At 73.7% G+C, this 17,477-nt stretch carries 16 protein-coding genes and 1 pseudogene; 5 read left to right on the forward strand and 12 right to left on the reverse strand.

Translation table 11 applies throughout. The features are described from left to right. Positions 1–168: 168 nt before the first annotated feature. The 3 genes and pseudogenes from JHAT_RS25760 to JHAT_RS25770 all read left to right on the forward strand — a co-directional run. Positions 169–1,203, forward strand: coding sequence for a ParB N-terminal domain-containing protein (locus tag JHAT_RS25760; RefSeq protein ID WP_077800644.1), 1,035 nt, complete (start codon positions 169–171; stop codon positions 1,201–1,203). A 96-nt stretch (positions 1,204–1,299) separates the two neighbouring features. After that, positions 1,300–1,653, forward strand: coding sequence for a ferrous iron transport protein A (locus JHAT_RS25765; RefSeq protein WP_077800663.1), 354 nt, complete (start codon positions 1,300–1,302; stop codon positions 1,651–1,653). A 36-nt stretch (positions 1,654–1,689) separates the two neighbouring features. Further along, positions 1,690–2,781 (forward strand): annotated as a pseudogene (locus JHAT_RS25770) (transposase); the annotation flags it as partial. Positions 2,782–2,794: 13 nt separating this feature from the next. Here JHAT_RS25770 and JHAT_RS25775 read toward each other — a convergent pair. From JHAT_RS25775 to JHAT_RS25805, 7 genes are all read right to left on the reverse strand, one after another. Further along, positions 2,795–3,547 (reverse strand): response regulator transcription factor, encoded by a 753-nt coding sequence (locus JHAT_RS25775; RefSeq protein WP_077800646.1) that lies wholly within the window; start codon positions 3,545–3,547, stop codon positions 2,795–2,797. Positions 3,548–3,718: 171 nt separating this feature from the next. Further along, complete coding sequence (locus JHAT_RS25780) at positions 3,719–4,123, reverse strand: GNAT family N-acetyltransferase (RefSeq protein ID WP_077800647.1); 405 nt, start codon at positions 4,121–4,123, stop codon at positions 3,719–3,721. After that, positions 4,107–5,393, reverse strand: a complete 1,287-nt coding sequence (purB, locus tag JHAT_RS25785; protein WP_077800648.1) for an adenylosuccinate lyase — start codon at positions 5,391–5,393, stop codon at positions 4,107–4,109. Before purB ends, JHAT_RS25780 begins: the two co-directional genes overlap by 17 nt. 100 nt (positions 5,394–5,493) lie before the next feature. Beyond that, entirely contained in the window at positions 5,494–6,999 is a 1,506-nt protein-coding gene (locus JHAT_RS25790) for a glutamine synthetase family protein (RefSeq protein WP_077800649.1), read from the reverse strand. A gap of 3 nt (positions 7,000–7,002) precedes the next feature. Next, a complete protein-coding gene (locus JHAT_RS25795; protein WP_077800650.1) occupies positions 7,003–8,403 on the reverse strand; it encodes an amidase in 1,401 nt (466 codons plus the stop codon). 63 nt (positions 8,404–8,466) lie between these two features. Then, the gene (locus tag JHAT_RS25800) at positions 8,467–10,410 is read right to left on the reverse strand and encodes a hypothetical protein (RefSeq protein ID WP_077800651.1); all 1,944 of its coding nucleotides are present in this window, start codon (positions 10,408–10,410) and stop codon (positions 8,467–8,469) included. Beyond that, positions 10,407–10,736 (reverse strand): 4Fe-4S dicluster-binding protein, encoded by a 330-nt coding sequence (locus tag JHAT_RS25805; RefSeq protein WP_216353445.1) that lies wholly within the window; start codon positions 10,734–10,736, stop codon positions 10,407–10,409. Before JHAT_RS25805 ends, JHAT_RS25800 begins: the two co-directional genes overlap by 4 nt. 566 nt (positions 10,737–11,302) lie before the next feature. On the opposite strand from JHAT_RS25805, the gene JHAT_RS25810 reads away from it, so the two are divergent. Continuing rightward, positions 11,303–11,665 (forward strand): YciI family protein, encoded by a 363-nt coding sequence (locus tag JHAT_RS25810; RefSeq protein ID WP_077800652.1) that lies wholly within the window; start codon positions 11,303–11,305, stop codon positions 11,663–11,665. After that, positions 11,662–12,924: an RNA polymerase sigma factor gene (locus tag JHAT_RS25815; protein ID WP_077800653.1), complete on the forward strand. Its 1,263-nt coding sequence runs from the start codon at positions 11,662–11,664 to the stop codon at positions 12,922–12,924. The genes JHAT_RS25810 and JHAT_RS25815 overlap by 4 nt, the downstream gene beginning before the upstream one ends. A 122-nt stretch (positions 12,925–13,046) precedes the next feature. Here the strand turns inward: JHAT_RS25815 and JHAT_RS35850 are convergent, their stop codons facing one another. From JHAT_RS35850 to JHAT_RS25840, 5 genes are all read right to left on the reverse strand, one after another. Next, positions 13,047–13,448: a hypothetical protein gene (locus tag JHAT_RS35850; protein ID WP_171991050.1), complete on the reverse strand. Its 402-nt coding sequence runs from the start codon at positions 13,446–13,448 to the stop codon at positions 13,047–13,049. Positions 13,449–13,516: 68 nt separating this feature from the next. Beyond that, positions 13,517–14,953, reverse strand: coding sequence for a nucleotide pyrophosphatase/phosphodiesterase family protein (locus tag JHAT_RS25825; protein WP_077800654.1), 1,437 nt, complete (start codon positions 14,951–14,953; stop codon positions 13,517–13,519). Then, on the reverse strand, positions 14,950–16,122 hold the full coding sequence (gene eboE, locus JHAT_RS25830; RefSeq protein WP_077800655.1) for a metabolite traffic protein EboE: 1,173 nt from the start codon (positions 16,120–16,122) through the stop codon (positions 14,950–14,952). Before eboE ends, JHAT_RS25825 begins: the two co-directional genes overlap by 4 nt. Positions 16,123–16,126: 4 nt before the next feature. Further along, a complete protein-coding gene (locus tag JHAT_RS25835; RefSeq protein ID WP_077800656.1) occupies positions 16,127–16,999 on the reverse strand; it encodes a TatD family hydrolase in 873 nt (290 codons plus the stop codon). Next, positions 16,999–17,477, reverse strand: a 479-nt coding sequence (locus JHAT_RS25840) for an EboA domain-containing protein (RefSeq protein ID WP_077800657.1), incomplete at its 5' end; no start/stop codon positions are given. The genes JHAT_RS25840 and JHAT_RS25835, both read right to left, overlap by 1 nt.

Consider the following 17,477-nt stretch of genomic DNA (forward strand, 5'->3'; position numbering starts at 1 on the left):
CACGCCCGCCCGCGGCCCGCCCGCCGCTCGGGGAACCGGTGCGACGGGGCCGGGGCGGAGTGGTGTCAGAGGTTCGTCAGCCCCGTGTCAGGAGGCGTTGTCAGGGTCCGTGCGGGGCCCCGCCCCACCCCGGCCCGTCAGCCCGCTGTGCCCACGAGGAGTCGCGGTATGACCCATCAGACCGTGCGCGTGCACCACGACAGCAGCTCGGAGCGACTGCTCGCCCTCAAGGACGCGCTGGGCGAGGCCCCCGTGGAGCGGGTGCGCCTGGCCGATCTGACGGCCTCGTTCACCCCGCGTTCCGGCGGGGTGGACGGCGAGTGGGCACTGGCCCTGGCACACCTGGAGAGCGAGCTGCCGCCGATCGTCGTGCACCGCCCCACCCTGTCCGTCATCGACGGGCTGCACCGGCTGCGGGCCGCGCGGCTGAAGGGCCGTACGCACATCGCGGCACGCTTCTTCGACGGGTCCCGGCAGGACGCGGCCCTGCTGGCGGTGGCGATGAACGTGGCCCAGGGCCGGCCGCTGTCCCAGAGCGACCGGGTGGCCGCCGCCGAGCGCATCGTCGCCGCGCGGCCCCAGTGGTCGGACCGCGCCATCGCCGTGGTGGCGGGGCTGTCGGCGAAGAAGGTGTCGGAGCTGCGGGCCCGCATGGAGGGGCTGCCGCGCTGCGAGCGCCGGGTCGGTCTCGACGGGCGGGCCCGGCCGCTGAGCACCGTGCAGGGGCGGGAACTGGCCGGGGAGTTGCTGCGGGCCGACCCCACCGCGTCGCTGCGGACGATCGCGCGCCGCGCGGGGATCTCACCGGCGACCGTCGCCGACGTGCGCGACCGGCTGCTGCGGGGCGACGATCCGGTGCCGCCGCGGCAGCGCGGCCTGGCGGCGGGCGGGCGCGGCGCGCGGGAGGGGCGGGAGCCGGGCGGCCGGGACCGGGAGGAGACACGGTCGGCCGAGGAGCTGGTCACCCTCTTCGAGGCGCTGCGGCGGGACCCGTCGCTGCGGCTGAACGAGATGGGCCGCAGCACGCTGCGGATGCTGGAGGCGTGCGCGCTGCTCGCCCGCGACCGGGGACGCATCATCGCCAACCTGCCGCCGCACTGCACCGAGCAGCTGGCGGAGCTGATGCGCGGCTACGCGGAGCTGTGCCAGGAGTTCGCCGAGGAACTGAGCACCAGCGCGGTCCGGCCGGGCCCGGCCCGCTGAGACCGGCCGGCGGCCGAGACCGAAGCCCGCCCCTCCCGCCCCAGCTTGTTCTTTATCTTCTGGCGCTCCTGATGTGGTGCGGGCAGAGTGGGCGGCATGACAGACCGTTCTGACTTTGTTCCCGCGGATGTGGATGATCGCCAGGCCGTAGAGCGCATCCTCGGTCGTCCCTTGAGCCAGACATGGCCGACGGGTGCATTGGCACCGGGTACCCGAGTCACGGTCGTTCGGGACCGGGGCTGGGACGGCCCTTGGCAGGTCGAGTTTCCCGGAACGATCGATGCCATGGGTGCACCCGTGCCCAACGAACATGCCCAGGCGCTCAGTGGCGAGCTTCTGTACTGGGTCACCTTTGATGCGCCGCAGTACGACAGCAATGGGGATGGTCCCTATCGCAAGGCCCAGGTCTGGGGTCGGTACCTGCGGACGGAGCCTGAGCCGGCAGCGTAGGGATGCAGCAGGTCATGTTGCCGCGCTCGAATCGTCCGTCTGTTCTGCCACGTCTACGGCCGTGCGAAGACGGCGTCACAGTTCATTCCGGGCTGGCCCTACTCCTTCGTGGCCGTGCTGGAGCCGGGCGCCACCTCCTGGACCGCGATCCTGGACACGGTTCGGCTCGGCCCGGCGGACGACGCGACCGCAGTCACCGCCGCCCAGCTTCGAGGAGTCGTTGAACGGCTCATCGCCGCAGGCCAGTGGCAAGCCGGGGACCCGGCCATCGTGATCGTCAGCGACGCCGGCTGCGACGTCACCCGCCTGGCCTGGGTCCTGCGTGACCTGCCCGTCGAGCTGGTCGGCCGGGTCCGCTCCGACCGCGTCATGCGCCTGCCGAAGCCACCGAGAATGCACGGTGTCAATGGTCGGCCGCCCAAGCACGGCCCGGAATTCCGCTTCACGAAGCCGGACACCTGGCCCGAGCCCGCGATCACCACGGTCACCGACACCACCAACTACGGCAAGGCCGAAACCCAGGCGTGGGACCGGGTCCACCCCAGACTCACCCACCGCTCCTCCTGGCTCGACCACGACGGCGAACTTCCCTTGGCCGAGGGGACATCGATTCGGTTGAAGGTCGAGCATCTGTCGAAGGACCGGGACGCCCCGCCGGTGTGGTTATGGTCCTCCAGGACCGGCGCCACCCCGGACGACGTGGACCGTTTCTGGCAGGCATTTCTCCGACGCTTCGATCTGGAGCACACCTTCCGCTTCGCGAAGCGGACCCTGGGCCGGACCACCCCGAAACTCCGCACCCCGGAGGCGGCGGACCGCTGGACCTGGATCCTGATCGTCGCTCACACCCAGCTCCGGCTCGCCCGGCCTCTTGCCGAGGACCTCCGCCGGCCTTGGGAGAAACCCACCACCCCCGACCGGCTCACCCCGGCCCGGGTCCGCCGGGGGTTCAGGAACATCCGCGCTCACCTCGCCTGCCCGACCCGTGTTCCCAAACCCAGAGGAACCGGCCCCGGACGGCCACCCGGCGCCAGGAACAAACACCGGGCACCCCGCTACGACGTCGGCAAAACCGTCAAACGCCCCGAGACCCTCAAGGCCATCGGCAAGCCTGGAAGATCTTGGTAGATAAAGAACAAGCTCAGCGGTGGCCGAGCCTGAAGCCCACTCCCCGCACCGTCACGATCCAGCCGCTGTCGCCGAGTTTGCCGCGCAGGCTGCTGACGTGGGTGTCCACCGTGCGGCGCGACCAGGAGTCGCCCCAGACCTGCTTGAGCAGCTGCTTGCGCGGGACGACCGTGTCGGGGTGCGAGGCCAGCAGGCACAGCAGGTCGAACTCCTTGCGGGTCAGGGCGACCTCGGTCCCGTCCACGCTGACCCGGCGGGAGTTGACGTCGATGAGCAGCGAGCCGTGCCGGATCTCCTCCACGGCGGTCGGCTGCCACTGGGCGCGGCGCATCACGGCCTCGATACGGGCCATCAGCTCGCGCGTGCCGTAGGGCTTGGTGACGTAGTCGTCGGCGCCGGCCTGCAGGCCCAGGACGCAGTCCAGTTCGGACTGGCGGGCGGTGACGATGATGACGGGGACACGGCTGACCGAGCGGATGGCCCGGCACACCTCCAGCCCGTCCAGGTCGGGCAGTTCCAGCGCGAGCAGCACCAGGTCCGCGTCCGCGTGACGCTGCAGGGCCGCGCTGCCCTGGGCGACGCCGACGGGCTCGTGGCCGTGCCGGCGCAGCTGGTCGGCCAGCGGGTCGCCGAGGTCGGGGTCCACGACCAGGACGCGCCACGCCGTGGCCGGCGCGGACACGGGCGGTACCTGGGCCGGCCGGACCGGCCGCGGGACGGACGTCCAAGGCTCCGGCAGCACCTGTGCCGTCATCGTCTGACTCATGCCTTCCCCCAAGGGTCCTGCACGGCCCGTACGCGCTGCCGCGTGAGGCAGCCGGACACGGCCCGCCCCGCGCAGGCGGTCACCGGGCCGTACCCTCGCCCTCGACCCTACGGACCTGCGGTCGAGTCCCGCTGAAGCGCGAGGCTCGACCGCGTGGAGCCGGCGGTGCCGCTACGGGTTCAGCACCCACGCCGAGTGGTGGGGGGTGAAGCCGATGTGCGGGTAGTACTCCGTCGCGGCGGGCGCCGACAGCAGCACGATCTTCGCCGCCGGGGCCTCCTTGCGGGTGGCGTCGATCAGGGCGCGGCCGATGCCGGAGCGCTGGTACGCGCCCGACACCGCGATGTCGGACAGGTAGGTGACGTAGGAGAAGTCGGACACGCTGCGGGCGATGCCGATGAGCGCGCCGTCGGTGTCGCGGGCGACCAGCACGAGGTTGGCGTTGCGCACCATCGCCGCCATCCGCTCCCGGTCGTCGGCCGGACGCCGCTCCCCCAGGCCCGACGAGCGGTACACCTTCAGCACCTCGTCCAGGTCCAGGGCGGCGCCTTCCACCCGCTCAATCGTCCAGTTCACGGAGCTTCTCCAATCGGCTGCGCAGTACGTCGTGGTGGGTGAGGAAGCGCTCGGGTCCGAGCGCGGGCAGGTCGATGCCCTCCTGGGCGAGGGTGGTGGCGAAGTGCTCGCCGGTGGCGATCGTGCGGTTCGCCGCGGCCTGCACCGAGCGGTAGGCCCGCTCGCGTTCGGTGCCCTCGCCCAGCAGTTCGGCGAGGACCGACGAACTGTAGATCAGGCCGTCGGTGGCGTCGACGTGGTCCCGCATCCGCTGCGGGTGCACGGTGAGCGACTCCACCAGTTCGGCCGCCTTCGTCGCCTGGAAGTGGCCCACGGACAGGCTGTCGGGCAGGATGACCCGCTCCACCGACTGGTGGGCGAGGTCCCTCTCGTGCCACAGCGCCACGTTCTCCAGGGCGGTGGTGGCGTATCCGCGCAGCAGCCGGGCCAGGCCGCACAGCCGCTCGCTGGTGGTGGGGTTGCGCTTGTGCGGCATGGCGCTGGACCCCTGGTAGGCGCTCGCCCGGGGCTCCTCGACCTCGCGGACCTCGGTGCGCTGCAGCAGCCGCAGCTCCAGGGCGATCTGCTCGATGCACGCGCCGAGCGCGGCGACGGCCTGGAGGAGCTGGGCGTGCCGGTCGCGGGCGACGACCTGGCTGGGCACCGGCTCGACGCCGAGGCCGAGCGCCTGGCACACGTGCGCCTCGACGGCGGGGTCGATCAGCGCGTAGGTGCCGACCGAGCCGGAGATCGTACCGACGGCCACGGCGTCGCGGGCGGCGGCCAGCCGGGTCAGGGAGCGGTCGACGGCGAAGGCGTAACCGCCGAGCTTGTGGCCGAACGTGGTGGGCTCGGCGTGCACACCGTGGGTGCGGCCCACCATCACCGTGTCCCAGTGCGCGAGCGCCGTGCCGGTCAGCGCCCGCCGCAGCCGCCGTCCCGCCGCGACGAGCAGGTCGGTGGCGCGGGCCAGGGTGTGTCCGAGGGAGGTGTCGACCAGGTCGTAGCTGGTCATGCCGAGGTGCACCCAGCGGGCGGAGGACTCGGGGATGTTCTCGCAGTACGCGGCGAGGAAGGACAGCACCTCGTGGTCGCGTTCCTTCTCGAACTCGGCGACCCGTGCCGCGAGCGGGACCGGGGCGCGGCGCATGTCCGCGAGCGCTTCGGCGGGTACGTGTCCGAGCCGCACCTGGGCCTCGGTGGCGAGGATCTCGACCTCGGCCCAGGTGGCGTAGCGCGTCTGGTCGGCGAAGAGGTCCGCCATCTCGGGCAGGGTGTAACGAGGAATCATCGTCGGCCTTCGTCCGGGGGCTGGTGAGGAAAAGGGGACTGGGGACCCGGCGCGGCGAGGGGCGCTTCCACGGTCGCGCCGGGCCCGGCTCCGGCGGCGCTCAGTACGCCCCGAAGTACTCGCGCTGCTCCCACTCGGTGACGCGGCCCGGCACGGGGGCGGTCTGCGCGCACCAGCCCTCGAAGCGGCGCAGCTCGCTCTCCTTGAGCTTGGCCAGGCAGGCGGCCAGCGGTGCGCCGAGCAGCTGTCCGGCACGGCCGGCGGTGAAGGCCTCGAGCGCCTCCCGCAGGGACTGCGGCACCACCTGGCCGGGGCCGTCGCCCGGCCCGTCGCCCGGGTCGGCCGGGGCGCCGGCCAGGCCGTCGAGGCCGGCGAACAGCTGGGCGGCGATGTTCAGGTACGGGTTGGCGCACGGCTCGCCCATGCGGTTCTCGATGTGGGTGCCCGCCCCGCTGCCGACCACCCGCAGCATCGCGGTGCGGTCCTCGACGCTGCAGCCGACGCGGGTGGGGGCGAGGGCGTGCTCGGCGGCCAGGCGCCGGTAGCCGTTGACGGTGGGCACCGACAGCATGCACAGCTCGCGCGCCCAGGACAGCAGGCCGTCGGCGTACGCCTTGCCCTGCGGGGACAGCCCGCCGGCGGGGCCCTCGGCGCTGAAGACGTTGCGGCCGGTGGCGGTCTCCACCACGGACTGGTTCAGGTGCCAGCCGCTGGGGTCGGCGGCGTCCAGCAGCGGCTGGGACATGAAGGAGGCGTGGTGGCCGAGGCGGGCGCACAGCCGCTTGGTGTGGGTGCGGAACAGCAGCATCGCGTCGGCGGTGTCCAGGGCGGACATGGGGCTGAAGGTGGTCTCCACCTGGCCGGGGCCCGACTCGTGCTCCATCGACCTCAGCGGCAGGCCCAGGGCGAGCAGGTCCAGGGCGAGGGGGTCGGTGACGGGGGCGACGGTGTCGTAGGCGGCGTCCAGGTTGAACTGGTAGCCGGCGTTGACGGCGGCCACGCGCGGGGCCCGGCCCTGGAGGCCGAATCCATTGCCCCGGTTGCCGGGTTCGTCGTCCAGGCGGCGGGTGAGGTACCACTCGACCTCCAGGCCGAGCACGGGGGAGAGCCCCTGTTCGGCGTAGCGGCTCAGCACCCGGCGCAGGAGGGCGCGCGCGGACAGCGGGTGCGGGGTGCCGTCGCGCAGGTACTCGTCGCCGATCACCCAGGCGGTGCGCGGCCCGTCGCCGGGCAGCACCTGGAAGGTCAGCGGGTCGGGCACCAGGACGAAGTTGCCGGCGCCGGCGATCTCGTCGACGCCGATGCCGTGCTCGCCGAGGAAGTCGACGGCGACGGCGTGCCCGGTGTCGAACAGGAACGGGCCGGGGCTGAAGTTCATGCCGTCGCGCAGCACGCCGCGGAAGACCTGCGCGGTCAGCGTCTTGGAACGGGCGAGGCCGTGCGGGTCGGCGAAGGCGAGCCGCACGAGGTCGACGTCGTCGAGGGCGGCTTCGACGCGTTCGGCGGCGGCGAGCTGCGCGGCGTCCCACAGCCCGTGGTCGGTGACGAACGAGGGGCGCCCGGCGCCGCCCTCCGCGACGGGGGCGGACCATGACCTGGCATACATGGTTCAGAACGTCCTTTCGCCGGTGGTGACGGGGATGAGGCCGGTCGCGGGCGGGAGCGGCAGCGGCGCCAGCATCGCCTCCAGGCGGCGGGCCACCGTCAGGACGAGGTCGTCGGCGCCGACCGGGCCGACGAGCTGCAGACCGGCCGGGAGCCCGGAGCGGGTCAGCCCGGCGGGCAGGGACACGGCCGGCTGCCCGGTCATGTTGTACGGGTAGGAGGCGGGCGCCCAGGCCAGCCACATCAGGTCGCGCGGGTCGGACGCCCAGTCGGGGCCGATGGCGTCGGCCTCGAACGGCTCGACCGGCACGGTCGCCATGGCGAGCAGGTCGTAGCGGTCCATGACCGAGCGCAGGGTGGCGCGCAGGTTCTGGCGCACCTCCTCGGCCTGGATGACCCGTACCCCGCTGAGGGTGCGCCCGTGGCGGACGATCTCCAGGCGTCCCGGGTCGCAGAACGCCTCGTGCTCGGGCGGGGTGCCGGCCGCCTCGGTGGCGGCGAGGATGTCGACGACGGCCGGGTAGAGGTTCTGGCAGCGCACCTCGACGTCCTCGACCCGGTGCCCCTCGGCGACGAGCAGCTCCTTGCCCCGTTCGGTGACCCGGCGGATCTCCGGGTCGGTGCCCTCGTACTCGATCCAGCCGATCCTGAGGGCGCGCAGATCGCGCGGGGAGTCCAGGGAGCCGAGCCCGGAGTCGGGGTCGGTGGGGTGGGGGCCCGCGATGACCTGGCCGAGCAGCCCGGCGTCGGCGACGCTCGCGGCGAGCGGCCCCTGGTGGGCGAGGCGGTCGGCGCCGTTGGGCCAGTAGGGCACCCTGCCGTACGACGGTTTGTAGCCGACGACGCCGCAGAACGCGGCCGGGATCCGGATGGAACCGGACCCGTCGGTGCCGAGCGCCCCCTCGCACAGTCCGGTGGCGACCGCAGCGCCGGCGCCGCCGGAGGAGCCGCCGGCGGTCAGCCGGGGGTCGTAGGGGTTGCGGGTCGGCGGGGCGACGCGGCCGACGGTGGAGGCGCTCCAGCCGAACTCGGAGGTGGTGGTCTTGCCGACGACGACGGCGCCGGCCGCGCGCAGCCGGGCCACCGCGGGGGCGTCCTCGCGGGGGCGGTCGTTGGGCAGCAGCGAGCCGCGGGTGGTGGGCAGGTCGCGGGTCTGCAGCAGGTCCTTGACGGAGACCGTGACGCCCAGCAGCGGCTGGTCCCACCAGGCCTCGCGGCCGCGTTCGCGGATGCGGGCGTCGGCCTGCTCGGCGGCCCGCAGGGCCTCCTCGCCGGCGACCGCGACGTAGGCGCCCGACGCGTCCCGCTCGCGGATGGCGGTCAGGACGGACCGGACGTGTTCGACGACGGTGATCTCCCCCCGGGAGAGGAGGTCCTTGATGTGGCTGATGCCGCGCGCGGTCATCGCAGCTCTCCTGTCCTTCAGCGGCGCTCGGGGGGTGGAACGGGGCGGGGCCCGCCGTACGCGTCAGGACGCACGGCGGACCGGCCCGGTCCCGGTGGAGGCCGACCCGGGATCGCCGCCCGCGATCGCCGACCAGTGCCAGGGCGAGTCGAACGCGGTGACCTCGAGCGGCGTGCCGGCCGCGGCCAGGGCGGCGGCCAGACCCGTGGCCCGGCCCACCAGCGCGGAGACCCGGTGCACGGCGAGCAGGTCCTGCTCGTCGAAGGGGGTGCCCGCGCAGCGCAGCAGCCGCAGGTCGATGAAGCCGTCGAAGACCCGGCCGCCCACCTCGACGGCCTGCGGGGAGCGGATGGAGAACCGCACCTTGTTGTTGACGTGGCCGTGGTGGTGCTGGTCGGAGTAGAACGCGACGTCCGGGATCGTCGGCGGCACGAAGTGGTCGCGGGCGGTCACCTCGTCGGTGCGGGGCAGGTTGCCCGCGATGAAGTGCCAGGAGTTGTACTGCATGCGCGAGGACATCGCCCAGGCTGCGTCGGCGAGGCCGGCCGCGGAGCCGCCGTAGTGCCGTGCGGCCGACGGACTGGGGACCACGCAGCAGAAGAAGCGGGTGATGTCCCAGTCGCAGATCTCCGACCAGCGCTCCTCGCGCAACGCCTCGATCAGGGCGGGCAGCGACCGCATGCCGCGGCTCATCGTGAAGTCGGCCTCGAACACCTCGGTGACCGCGGCCACCGTCTCGTGCACGAGGTGCTCCAGGCCGGTGCCGAAGCCGCCGGCCGGTTCGGCGAGCCGGCCGGGGGCGGCGGCGAGGTCCTCGCCCAGTTCGTGCAGGGTGGCGCCGGACAGCGACAGCCGCTCGGTGAGACGGGCGACCATCGCGTCCTCGCGGGCCCGGGCCCGCTCGCCGGGGGCCTGCGCCACGCGTTCGATCTTGTGCATGAGCGCGCCGTGGATCTCGCGGTACAGCTGGGCGCCGCGTCCGGCCTCGGCGCGGCGGGCGCGCAGGGCCACGGCGAGGTCGTTCAGGGCGGCGACGGTGGGCGCGGCGGCGGGCGGGACCGGCGTGCCGCCGGGGACGCCGTTGTAGCCCTGCCTGATCCGCTCCAGCATGTGGGCGACGTGATCGACGGTCAGCTGGGTGTTGTTGGCCTCCTCGACGCGGCCGAAGCCGGCCGAGCGGATGAGGAGGGTCAGACAGACGACCAGCTGGACGTCGTGGTCCGACCACAGGTCGAGCGGCAGGCCGCGCAGGCTGCTGAGCACGCAGTCCGGGTGACCGGGCCACAGCGTCTTGCCGGTGAGGTTGTTGGCCTCACGGAAGTTGGTGTACTGCCGCTCCTGCTGGTAGAGCACGAACGGCGCGTTGCGCAGCGCCGCTTCCCTGACCTGCGCCAGCAGCTCGTCGCGGCCCTCGGGGCCCTGCTCGTCGAGCCAGCGCCGGCAGTCGGCCGCGGTCTCCTCCAGACGGGCCTCGGCGGCCCGCATCCGCTCCCCGTAGGCGCGCAGGGCACGGTCCGTCCAGGGCACCCGGCGCACCCCGCCGACCAGGCCGTCCTTCTTCAGCGGCCCCTGGGAGGGCACGCGCAGCACGATCCGGCCGGAGGTGGACAGGCCGATCTCGCCGAGGAACGCGGTCTCCTCGCCGTCCGGCCGCTCGCCGGGGACGTCCCCGGCCGCGGGCCCGGCCGTCTCCGGCGTGCGCCAGCCCAGGCCGCACAGCACGTGCAGCGCGGCCTCCTCGGCGGCGGTGAGCGCGCGCAGCTGGACGTCGGCGGGCACATGGCCGTCGAGGGTCAGCAGCACCTCGACGAAGGGGCGCAGGCCGTCCTCCTCCTCGGCGCGCTGCCAGGTCCGCTTCAGCAGACCCGGGAACCCCGCCTCGGGGTCGAACTCGCGGTCCGGCTTGACGGTGCCCGCGGGGATGCCGAGGCGGCTGGGGCGGCGGCTGATCCGCTTGCGCGCGTTGATCTGGCGGCGTGACTCGCCACGCTCGGACAGGCCGCTCATTTCGTGTCCTCGGCGGTCAGCTCGATGTGGTTCCACATCGTCTCGTCGGTCGGTGTCCAGTCCTCGTCGACGTAGATGCAGTCGACGGGGCACTCCAGGACGCACGCGGGGCAGCCCGAGCACAGCTCGGGGATGATCACGACGTCCAGGCCGCGGTCGAAGATGGCCCCGAACTCCTCCGGGCAGCTGCGCAGGCAGGTGTCACAGGTGATGCACTCGGACTTCTCGATGCGGCGCGGCGGTTTCTTCCAGTTGTCGGGGCGGGTGCGCTGGGCGATCCGCTCGGCCCGCCCGGACAGCGCAGCCGACGAGGCGATCTTTTTCACGGGCAGGGACCCCTCTGGTGAGTCTTCCGGCCTCAGCCGGAAACCGGACGCATCCGATGTTCGGCGCGTCCCCTCGACCGGGCCCGGAGCGCGGGTGGGGAGCGGGTCGAACCGCGGCGGCCCCGGGCGGAACCGGATCCTGGCGCGTCGCCGCCCGGGGGCCCGCGGACCCGTTCCGTCCCACCGGGTCCCGACGAGGGTCTCGGTGGGCCCGCGCGGCCCTTCCCTCCACCGGGAGAAAGAATGATCATGCCCTGTCGGGACCTCGGCCACGGACAGTCAGCCACAGCGATGCGGGCAGCCGTACGGGCCGGCGCGAGAACCCGGCCGAGGGCGCGATGCGCCCGTTCCTGTCGCTGCTGGGTGGGTCGAAGGCGCTGGACATGCCGGTGTGGAGCCGGGTTGTAGGTTGATCGCTTGCATCGCTCCGGTGTGCGGGCTGCTCGACGGCGGTGCGAAAAAGATGCCGGAGAAAGTTGTCGTCGGATGTCGAGGACCCGTCTCCCGCTCCGACTGAGGGGTGACAGCGCGCCAACGGGGCGTGCGCAATGGGGAGGACACCCGAGATGAAGTACGTCGCGATGATCTACGGCAACCAGGCCAAGTGGGACTCCTTCCCGGCCGAGGCGTGGCCGGAGGCGATCGCCAAGCAGGAGGCGTTCAACAAGAAGTACCGCGAGAGCGGTGAACTCCTCGGCGCCTACGGCCTGGCGGACGCGGCCAACGCCCAGCTCGTGCGCCGCGAGGACGGTGTCCCGGCGGTCACCGACGGCCCGTACCTGGAGACCAAGGAGTACATCGCCAGCTTCTACCTGCTGGACTGCGACAGTCTGGAGCGGGCGCAGGAGATCGCCGCGGACATGCCGTTCGCCGACGTGGAACCGGTCGAGCTGTGGCCGGTGCTGCACGAGTCCGCGGCGGACGTGTGACCGCCGGGCGCCACGTCGCCGAGGACCTGCTGCGCGAGCTGGCGCCGCAGGTCCTCGGCGCGCTCGTACGCCGCTACGGCGTCTTCGACGCGTGCGAGGACGCGGTCCAGGAAGCCCTGCTGGCGGCCGCCCTGCAGTGGCCCGAGGCCGGCGTCCCGGACAATCCCCGGGGCTGGCTGGTCACCGTCGCCTCCCGCAAGCTGGTCGACCAGATCCGCAGCGACAGCGCCCGTCGGCGCCGTGAGGACAGCCTCGCCCTGGCCACTCCGCAGGCCGAACTGCTCGGCCACGCCGCCGACGCCCTCCCCGACGCGGACCGGGACGACTCGCTGGCCCTGCTGTTTCTGTGCTGCCACCCCGCGCTGTCGCCGGCCAGCCGGATCGCGCTGACCCTGCGCGCGGTCGGCGGCCTGACCACCGCGCAGATCGCCGCGGCCTTCCTGGTGCCCGAGGCGACCATGGCGCAGCGAGTCAGCCGGGCCAAGCAGACCGTCAAGGCGTCCGCCGTCCCCCTGGCCGTGCCCGAGGGTGCCGATCTCACCGAGCGCCTGGCCGAGGTGCGGCACGTGCTCTACCTGGTCTTCAACGAGGGATACACCACCACCGGCGGTACCGACGACACCGGCCTGACCGCGCCGGAGCTGTCCGCCGAAGCGATCCGGCTCACCCGGATGCTGCACCGCCTGGTGCCCGACGACACCGAGACCGCAGGCCTCCTCGCACTGATGCTGCTCACCGACGCGCGTCGCCCCGCCCGCACCGGACCGTCCGGGGAACTGGTGCCGCTGGCGGAACAGGACCGCAGCCGGTGGGACCTCCGTGCCGTCGCCGAGGGAGTCGACCTGATCAGCCGGACCCTGCCGCACGGCCGGGTCGGCCCGTACCAACTGCAGGCGGCCATCGCGGCCGTGCACGACGAGGCCGAGGACACCGACGCCACCGACTGGCCTCAGATCCTCGCCCTGTACGAAATCCTGGAACGGTTCGGGCCGAACCCGATGGTCTCCCTCAACCGTGCGGTCGCCGTCGCCATGGTCCACGGCCCGGCCGCGGGACTCGACCTGGTCAGAACACTGGAGGCCGACAATCGCATGGCCCGCCACCACCGGCTGCTCGCCACCCGCGCCCACCTCCTCGAACTCCTCGGCGAACACGGGGCCGCGGCGGCCTCCTACCGGGAGGCCGCCCGCCGCACCACCAGCACCCCCGAGCGCCGCCACCTCAGCGCCCGCGCCCACCGCCTGGAGTCCCGCCCGTGACGCTCCGCGGCGACGGAGGGACGGGCGCGGGCGCCGCCCCGCCCGAGTCGTCCGCCACCCTGCCGTCAGAGGATCGTCTGACGACAGAGGGCCGGCGCGTCCAGCGCGAGCTGACCGACGGACTACGTGCCGCCGAGGCCGAGGCAAGCAAGGGCGGGCGTCGCCCCGTCGTGCCGGCCGACAGGACCGACGACGTGCGCACCGCGTACCTGGAAGGCCGGTCCATCGCCGCCCTCGCCCGCGACCACGGCGTCAGCCGCGGCGCGATCCGCACGGCCGTTGCCGACCTCATGCCCCGACACACTGCCACCGAGGAGGACACCCCCGCCCCAAAGACGCCGGGCACCCTCGATGTGCCGGGCAAGGCCGCCGACTTCCTCCACGCGGGTGACCTGGATCCTGCCGGGCGAGCTGCGCTCGACCAGGGGCTGCCCGTACGGCGCGGTCAGGGCGTCCCCGCCGTCTCTGCCCAGGGCAAGGCTCGACGCGAGTACGAGAACCGCGTCACCGGCCTCGGGTCCCACGGTGCCGCCCCCACGGTGCGGCACCGTTCGCGTATGCCCTGCCCCAGGGCCGTCGGTGAGGGGCGGGCTCAGGTCCGCGCGGCGGCCCGTGCGAGTGCGGTCGGGCGGGGGGCCGCGCCGCGCCCGTCGGCGAGGTCCAGCAGCAGGTGCTTGACCTCGGTGGCCGCCAGCCGGCCGGGCAGGGCGCCGGGGACGGAGCACAGCACCACCGGACCGTCGTCGTCGCTCGCGGGCAGGCGGCCGTGGCTGCCGCGGACGGGGGAGGGGTCCAGGGGCACGACGGCCATGCGGTAGCGCATGCCGAGCTTCTTGCGGGCCAGGGCGCCGGCCGCCTTGACCTTGACGTAGGGGTCGGCGGGGTCCATGAACAGCTCGGCGGGGTCGTAGCCGGGTTTGCGGTGGATCTCGACGAGCTGCGCGAAGTCGGGCGCGCGGTCGTCGTCGAGCCAGTAGTAGTACGTGAACCAGGCGTCCGGCTCCGCGACGGCGACCAGCTCGCCGGCGCGCGGGTGGTCGAGGTGGTGGGCCTTCTTGCCCTCGTCGTCGAGGAGCTGCTCGATGCCGGGCAGGCCGTCGAGGGCGGCGCGGGTGGCGTCGAGGTCCTCGGGGCGGCGGACGTACACGTGGGCGATCTGGTGGTCGGCGACCGCGAAGGCGCGGGAGGCCATCGGGTCGAGGTACTCCATGCCGTCCTGGGTGTGCACCTCGAGCAGGCCGGCGCGGCGCAGGGCGCGGTTGATGTCCACGGGCCGGTTCACGGGGGTGATGCCGTACTCGGAGAGCGCGACGACGGTGCGGCCCTCGGCCCGGGCGTCGTCGAGGAGCGGGGCGAGTGCCGCGTCCAGGTCGGCGGCGGCCTTGAGGGAGCGCGGGTCGTCGGGGCCGAAGCGCTGCAGGTCGTAGTCGAGGTGCGGCAGGTAGCAGAGCGTCAGGTGCGGGGCGCGGGAGGTCATCACGTACCGGGTGGCGTCGATGATCCACCGGGAGGAGGCCAGGCCCGCGCCCGGGCCCCAGTAGCTGAACAGCGGGAAGGTGCCCAGGCGTTCGGTCAGTTCGTCGTGCAGGGCCGGGGGCCGGGTGTAGCAGTCGGGTTCCTTGCGGCCGTCGGCGTGGTAGACGGGGCGGGGGGTGACCGTGTAGTCGGTGTCGGCGCCCATGGCGTACCACCAGCAGATGTTGGCGACCGTGTAGCCGGGGTGGGCGCGGCGGGCGGCGTCCCAGACGCGTTCGCCCTCGATCAGCCGGTGGCTCTGCCGCCACAGCAGGACCTCGCCGAGGTCGCGGAAGTACCAGCCGTTGCCGACGATGCCGTGCTCGGCGGGGGAGCGGCCGGTGAGGAAGGTGGCCTGCGCCGAGCAGGTGACCGCGGGCAGCACGGTCTCCAGCGGGGCGCTCGAGCCCCGCTCGCCCAGCGCGGCCAGGTGCGGCATGTGGGCGAGCAGCTTCGGGGTCAGGCCGACGACGTCCAGCACGAGCAGGGGTGCGGGCCCTTCGGGGCGGGTCATGGCAGTTCCTTCAGGCCGAGGTCGGTCAGCAGGTCGCGGGCGAGGGACAGTTCGGCGGCGATGCCGTCGGCGAGCCCGTCGGCGTCGCGGGGACGCACGTCCGGCGGCAGCGCCTGCCAGGTGTACGTCTCCACCTCCAGGTGCCGGGTCAGCGGCCGGTCGCCGCCCACCAGGACGGACAGCGCGCGGCGCAGCACGGGCAGGGTGGAGGTCAGGGGCGGGGCGGGCGCCGCGTGCAGCGGCACGTGGAAGTGGGAGCGCCAGGGGCCGTCGGTGGGCAGCCGGGTGCCGGTCAGGGCCTCGTCGAGGTCGTCGGTGCCGTGCAGGGCGCCATTGACGGTGGTGGTGCGGGTCTGGTGCAGGAAGCGCGGCTCGGCGAACGCGGCCAGGGCGGCCCGTGCCTCGAGGCGGTCCGGGTGCTCGGCGTGCAGGGCCGCGGACACCTGGGCCTTGACCACGCCGATGCCGGCCGCGGTCAGCGCGGGCAGGGCGGTCTCCGGCTCCTCGAAGGAGGTGGCCAGGTGGCAGGTGTCGACGCAGACGCCGACGCGGTCGTGGCCGACCGCGGTCAGCGGGGCGATCGCGTCGCGGGTGGTCTCCACGACGCAGCCGGGTTCGGGTTCGAGGCCGACGCGGATGGAGCGGCCGGTCAGCTCCTCGAGGGTGTCGAGGCGTTCGGCCAGGGTGACCAGGGCACTCCGGGCCCTGTCGGCGCGGGTGTCGTCGTAGGCGGTGCGCCAGGCCAGCGGCAGGGTGGAGACGGTGCCCTCGGTGACGTCGTCGGGCAGCAGGGCGGCCAGGATCCGGGCGAGCGCGAGGGTGTGGTCGAGCCGGCGCGGGTCCGCCCAGTCCGGCCGGTACACGCGGTACTTGACCTCGCCGGCGCCGAACCCCTCGTACGGGAAGCCGTTGAGGGTGACGACCTCCAGCCCGTGGCGGTCGAGTTCGCCGCGCAGGGTGCGCAGGGCGCGCGGGTCGGTGTCCAGGGCGTGGGCGGCGCCGGCGGCCAGCCACAGGCCGACGCCGAGCCGGTCCACGCCCAGTCGGCGGCGCACGGGCGCGCACTGGGCGCCCAGCTGGGCGAGCACCCCGTCGAGGTCCTCGGCGGGGTGCACGTTGGTGCAGTACGCGAGGTGGACGACGCTGCCGTCCGGGTGGGCGAGACGCACCGGGTCACCGCCCGGCGGGCACGGGGTGCGCCGGGGCGCCGCGCAGGATCGAGTTGCCCTCGTGGGTGGGTCCGGTGGCGGCGACGTCGAGGTCGAGGCGGCCGCTGAGCCCGTAGAAGGCGACGGGGTTGCGCCACAGCACCCGGTCCACGTCGTCCTCGGTGAAGCCCTCGGCGAGCATGGCGTCGCCGACCTTGCGGGTCTTGAGCGGATCGCTCCTGCCCCAGTCGGCGGCCGAGTTGACCAGCACCCGCTCGGGGCCGAACTCCTTCAGCACGGCGACCATGCGGGCCTCGTCCATCTTGGTGTCCGGGTAGACGGAGAAGCCGAGCCAGGCGCCGCTGTCCTTGGCCTCCCCGACGGTGGTCTCGTTGAGGTGGTCGACCAGGATCCGGTCCACGGGCAGGGCGGACTCGCGGACCACGTCGAGGGTGCGGCGCAGGCCGGCGAGCTTGTCGCGGTGCGGGGTGTGCACCAGGGCGGGCAGGCCGTGGTCGGCGGCGAGCTGGAGCTGCGCGGCCAGGGCGGTGTCCTCGGCCGGGGTCATCGAGTCGTAGCCGATCTCCCCGACCGCCACGACCTGGTCCTTCACCAGGTAGCGGGGCAGTTCGTCCAGGACCGGCAGGCAGCGCGGGTCGTTGGCCTCCTTGGGGTTGAGGGCGATCGTGCAGTGGTGGGCGATGCCGTACTGGGCGGCGCGGAAGGGCTCCCAGCCGAGGAGGGCGTCGAAGTAGTCGAGGAAGGAGGCGGCCGAGGTGCGGGGCTGACCGAGCCAGAACGCGGGCTCCACCACCGCCCGGACCCCCGCGGCGTACATGGCCTCGTAGTCGTCGGTGGTCCGGGACGTCATGTGGATGTGCGGGTCGAAGATGCGCATTACCGTTCCTCCTCGGTCAGGGCGAGCACGTGGTGCAGGTCCTCGGGGACCTCTCGTGCGGCGGCGGTGCGTTCGTCCGCGAACGCGCGCAGCATCCGGGCCAGCTCCCCGTCCCCGCGGGCCCGCTCGGCCAGCGCGGAGACGCAGCTCACCGGGACGCCGGTGAACAGGCACTTGAGCACCGCGTGCCGCCAGCCGTGGGCGTCCAGGTGCCGGGCGGCGTAGGGGCCGACGGCGGCGGCCAGCAGGCCGGTGTCGTTGGTGCGCAGGGCGTCCTCGACCAGCGGCACTCCGTGCGCGGGCGCGAGGTCCAGCCGCGGCAGGGCCAGCAGCACGGCGCGGCGCTCGGCGGCCGTGCCCTGCCGGTACAGCCGGGTCACGGTGGCCGCGTCCGGCCGGGCGGCGGCCAGCAGGTCCACCCGGGCGGTGTCGCCGAGGGCGCGGCAGCGGCGGCCGGCCCGGGCGAACAGCAGCTCCC

The sequence above is a fragment of the Streptomyces sp. JHA26 genome, from assembly GCF_002005565.1.
Lineage (GTDB): Bacteria > Actinomycetota > Actinomycetes > Streptomycetales > Streptomycetaceae > Streptomyces.

Excerpts from the sequence above, each read along its gene's own strand:
- JHAT_RS25760 (WP_077800644.1), top strand. The coding sequence starts at position 169 with ATGACCCATCAGACCGTGCGCGTGCACCACGACAGCAGCTCGGAGCGA.
- JHAT_RS25765 (WP_077800663.1), top strand. The coding sequence starts at position 1,300 with ATGACAGACCGTTCTGACTTTGTTCCCGCGGATGTGGATGATCGCCAG.
- JHAT_RS25775 (WP_077800646.1), bottom strand. The coding sequence starts at position 3,547 with ATGAGTCAGACGATGACGGCACAGGTGCTGCCGGAGCCTTGGACGTCC.
- purB (WP_077800648.1), bottom strand. The coding sequence starts at position 5,393 with ATGATTCCTCGTTACACCCTGCCCGAGATGGCGGACCTCTTCGCCGAC.
- JHAT_RS25790 (WP_077800649.1), bottom strand. The coding sequence starts at position 6,999 with ATGTATGCCAGGTCATGGTCCGCCCCCGTCGCGGAGGGCGGCGCCGGG.
- JHAT_RS25795 (WP_077800650.1), bottom strand. The coding sequence starts at position 8,403 with ATGACCGCGCGCGGCATCAGCCACATCAAGGACCTCCTCTCCCGGGGG.
- JHAT_RS25800 (WP_077800651.1), bottom strand. The coding sequence starts at position 10,410 with ATGAGCGGCCTGTCCGAGCGTGGCGAGTCACGCCGCCAGATCAACGCG.
- JHAT_RS25810 (WP_077800652.1), top strand. The coding sequence starts at position 11,303 with ATGAAGTACGTCGCGATGATCTACGGCAACCAGGCCAAGTGGGACTCC.
- JHAT_RS25825 (WP_077800654.1), bottom strand. The coding sequence starts at position 14,953 with ATGACCCGCCCCGAAGGGCCCGCACCCCTGCTCGTGCTGGACGTCGTC.
- JHAT_RS25835 (WP_077800656.1), bottom strand. The coding sequence starts at position 16,999 with ATGCGCATCTTCGACCCGCACATCCACATGACGTCCCGGACCACCGAC.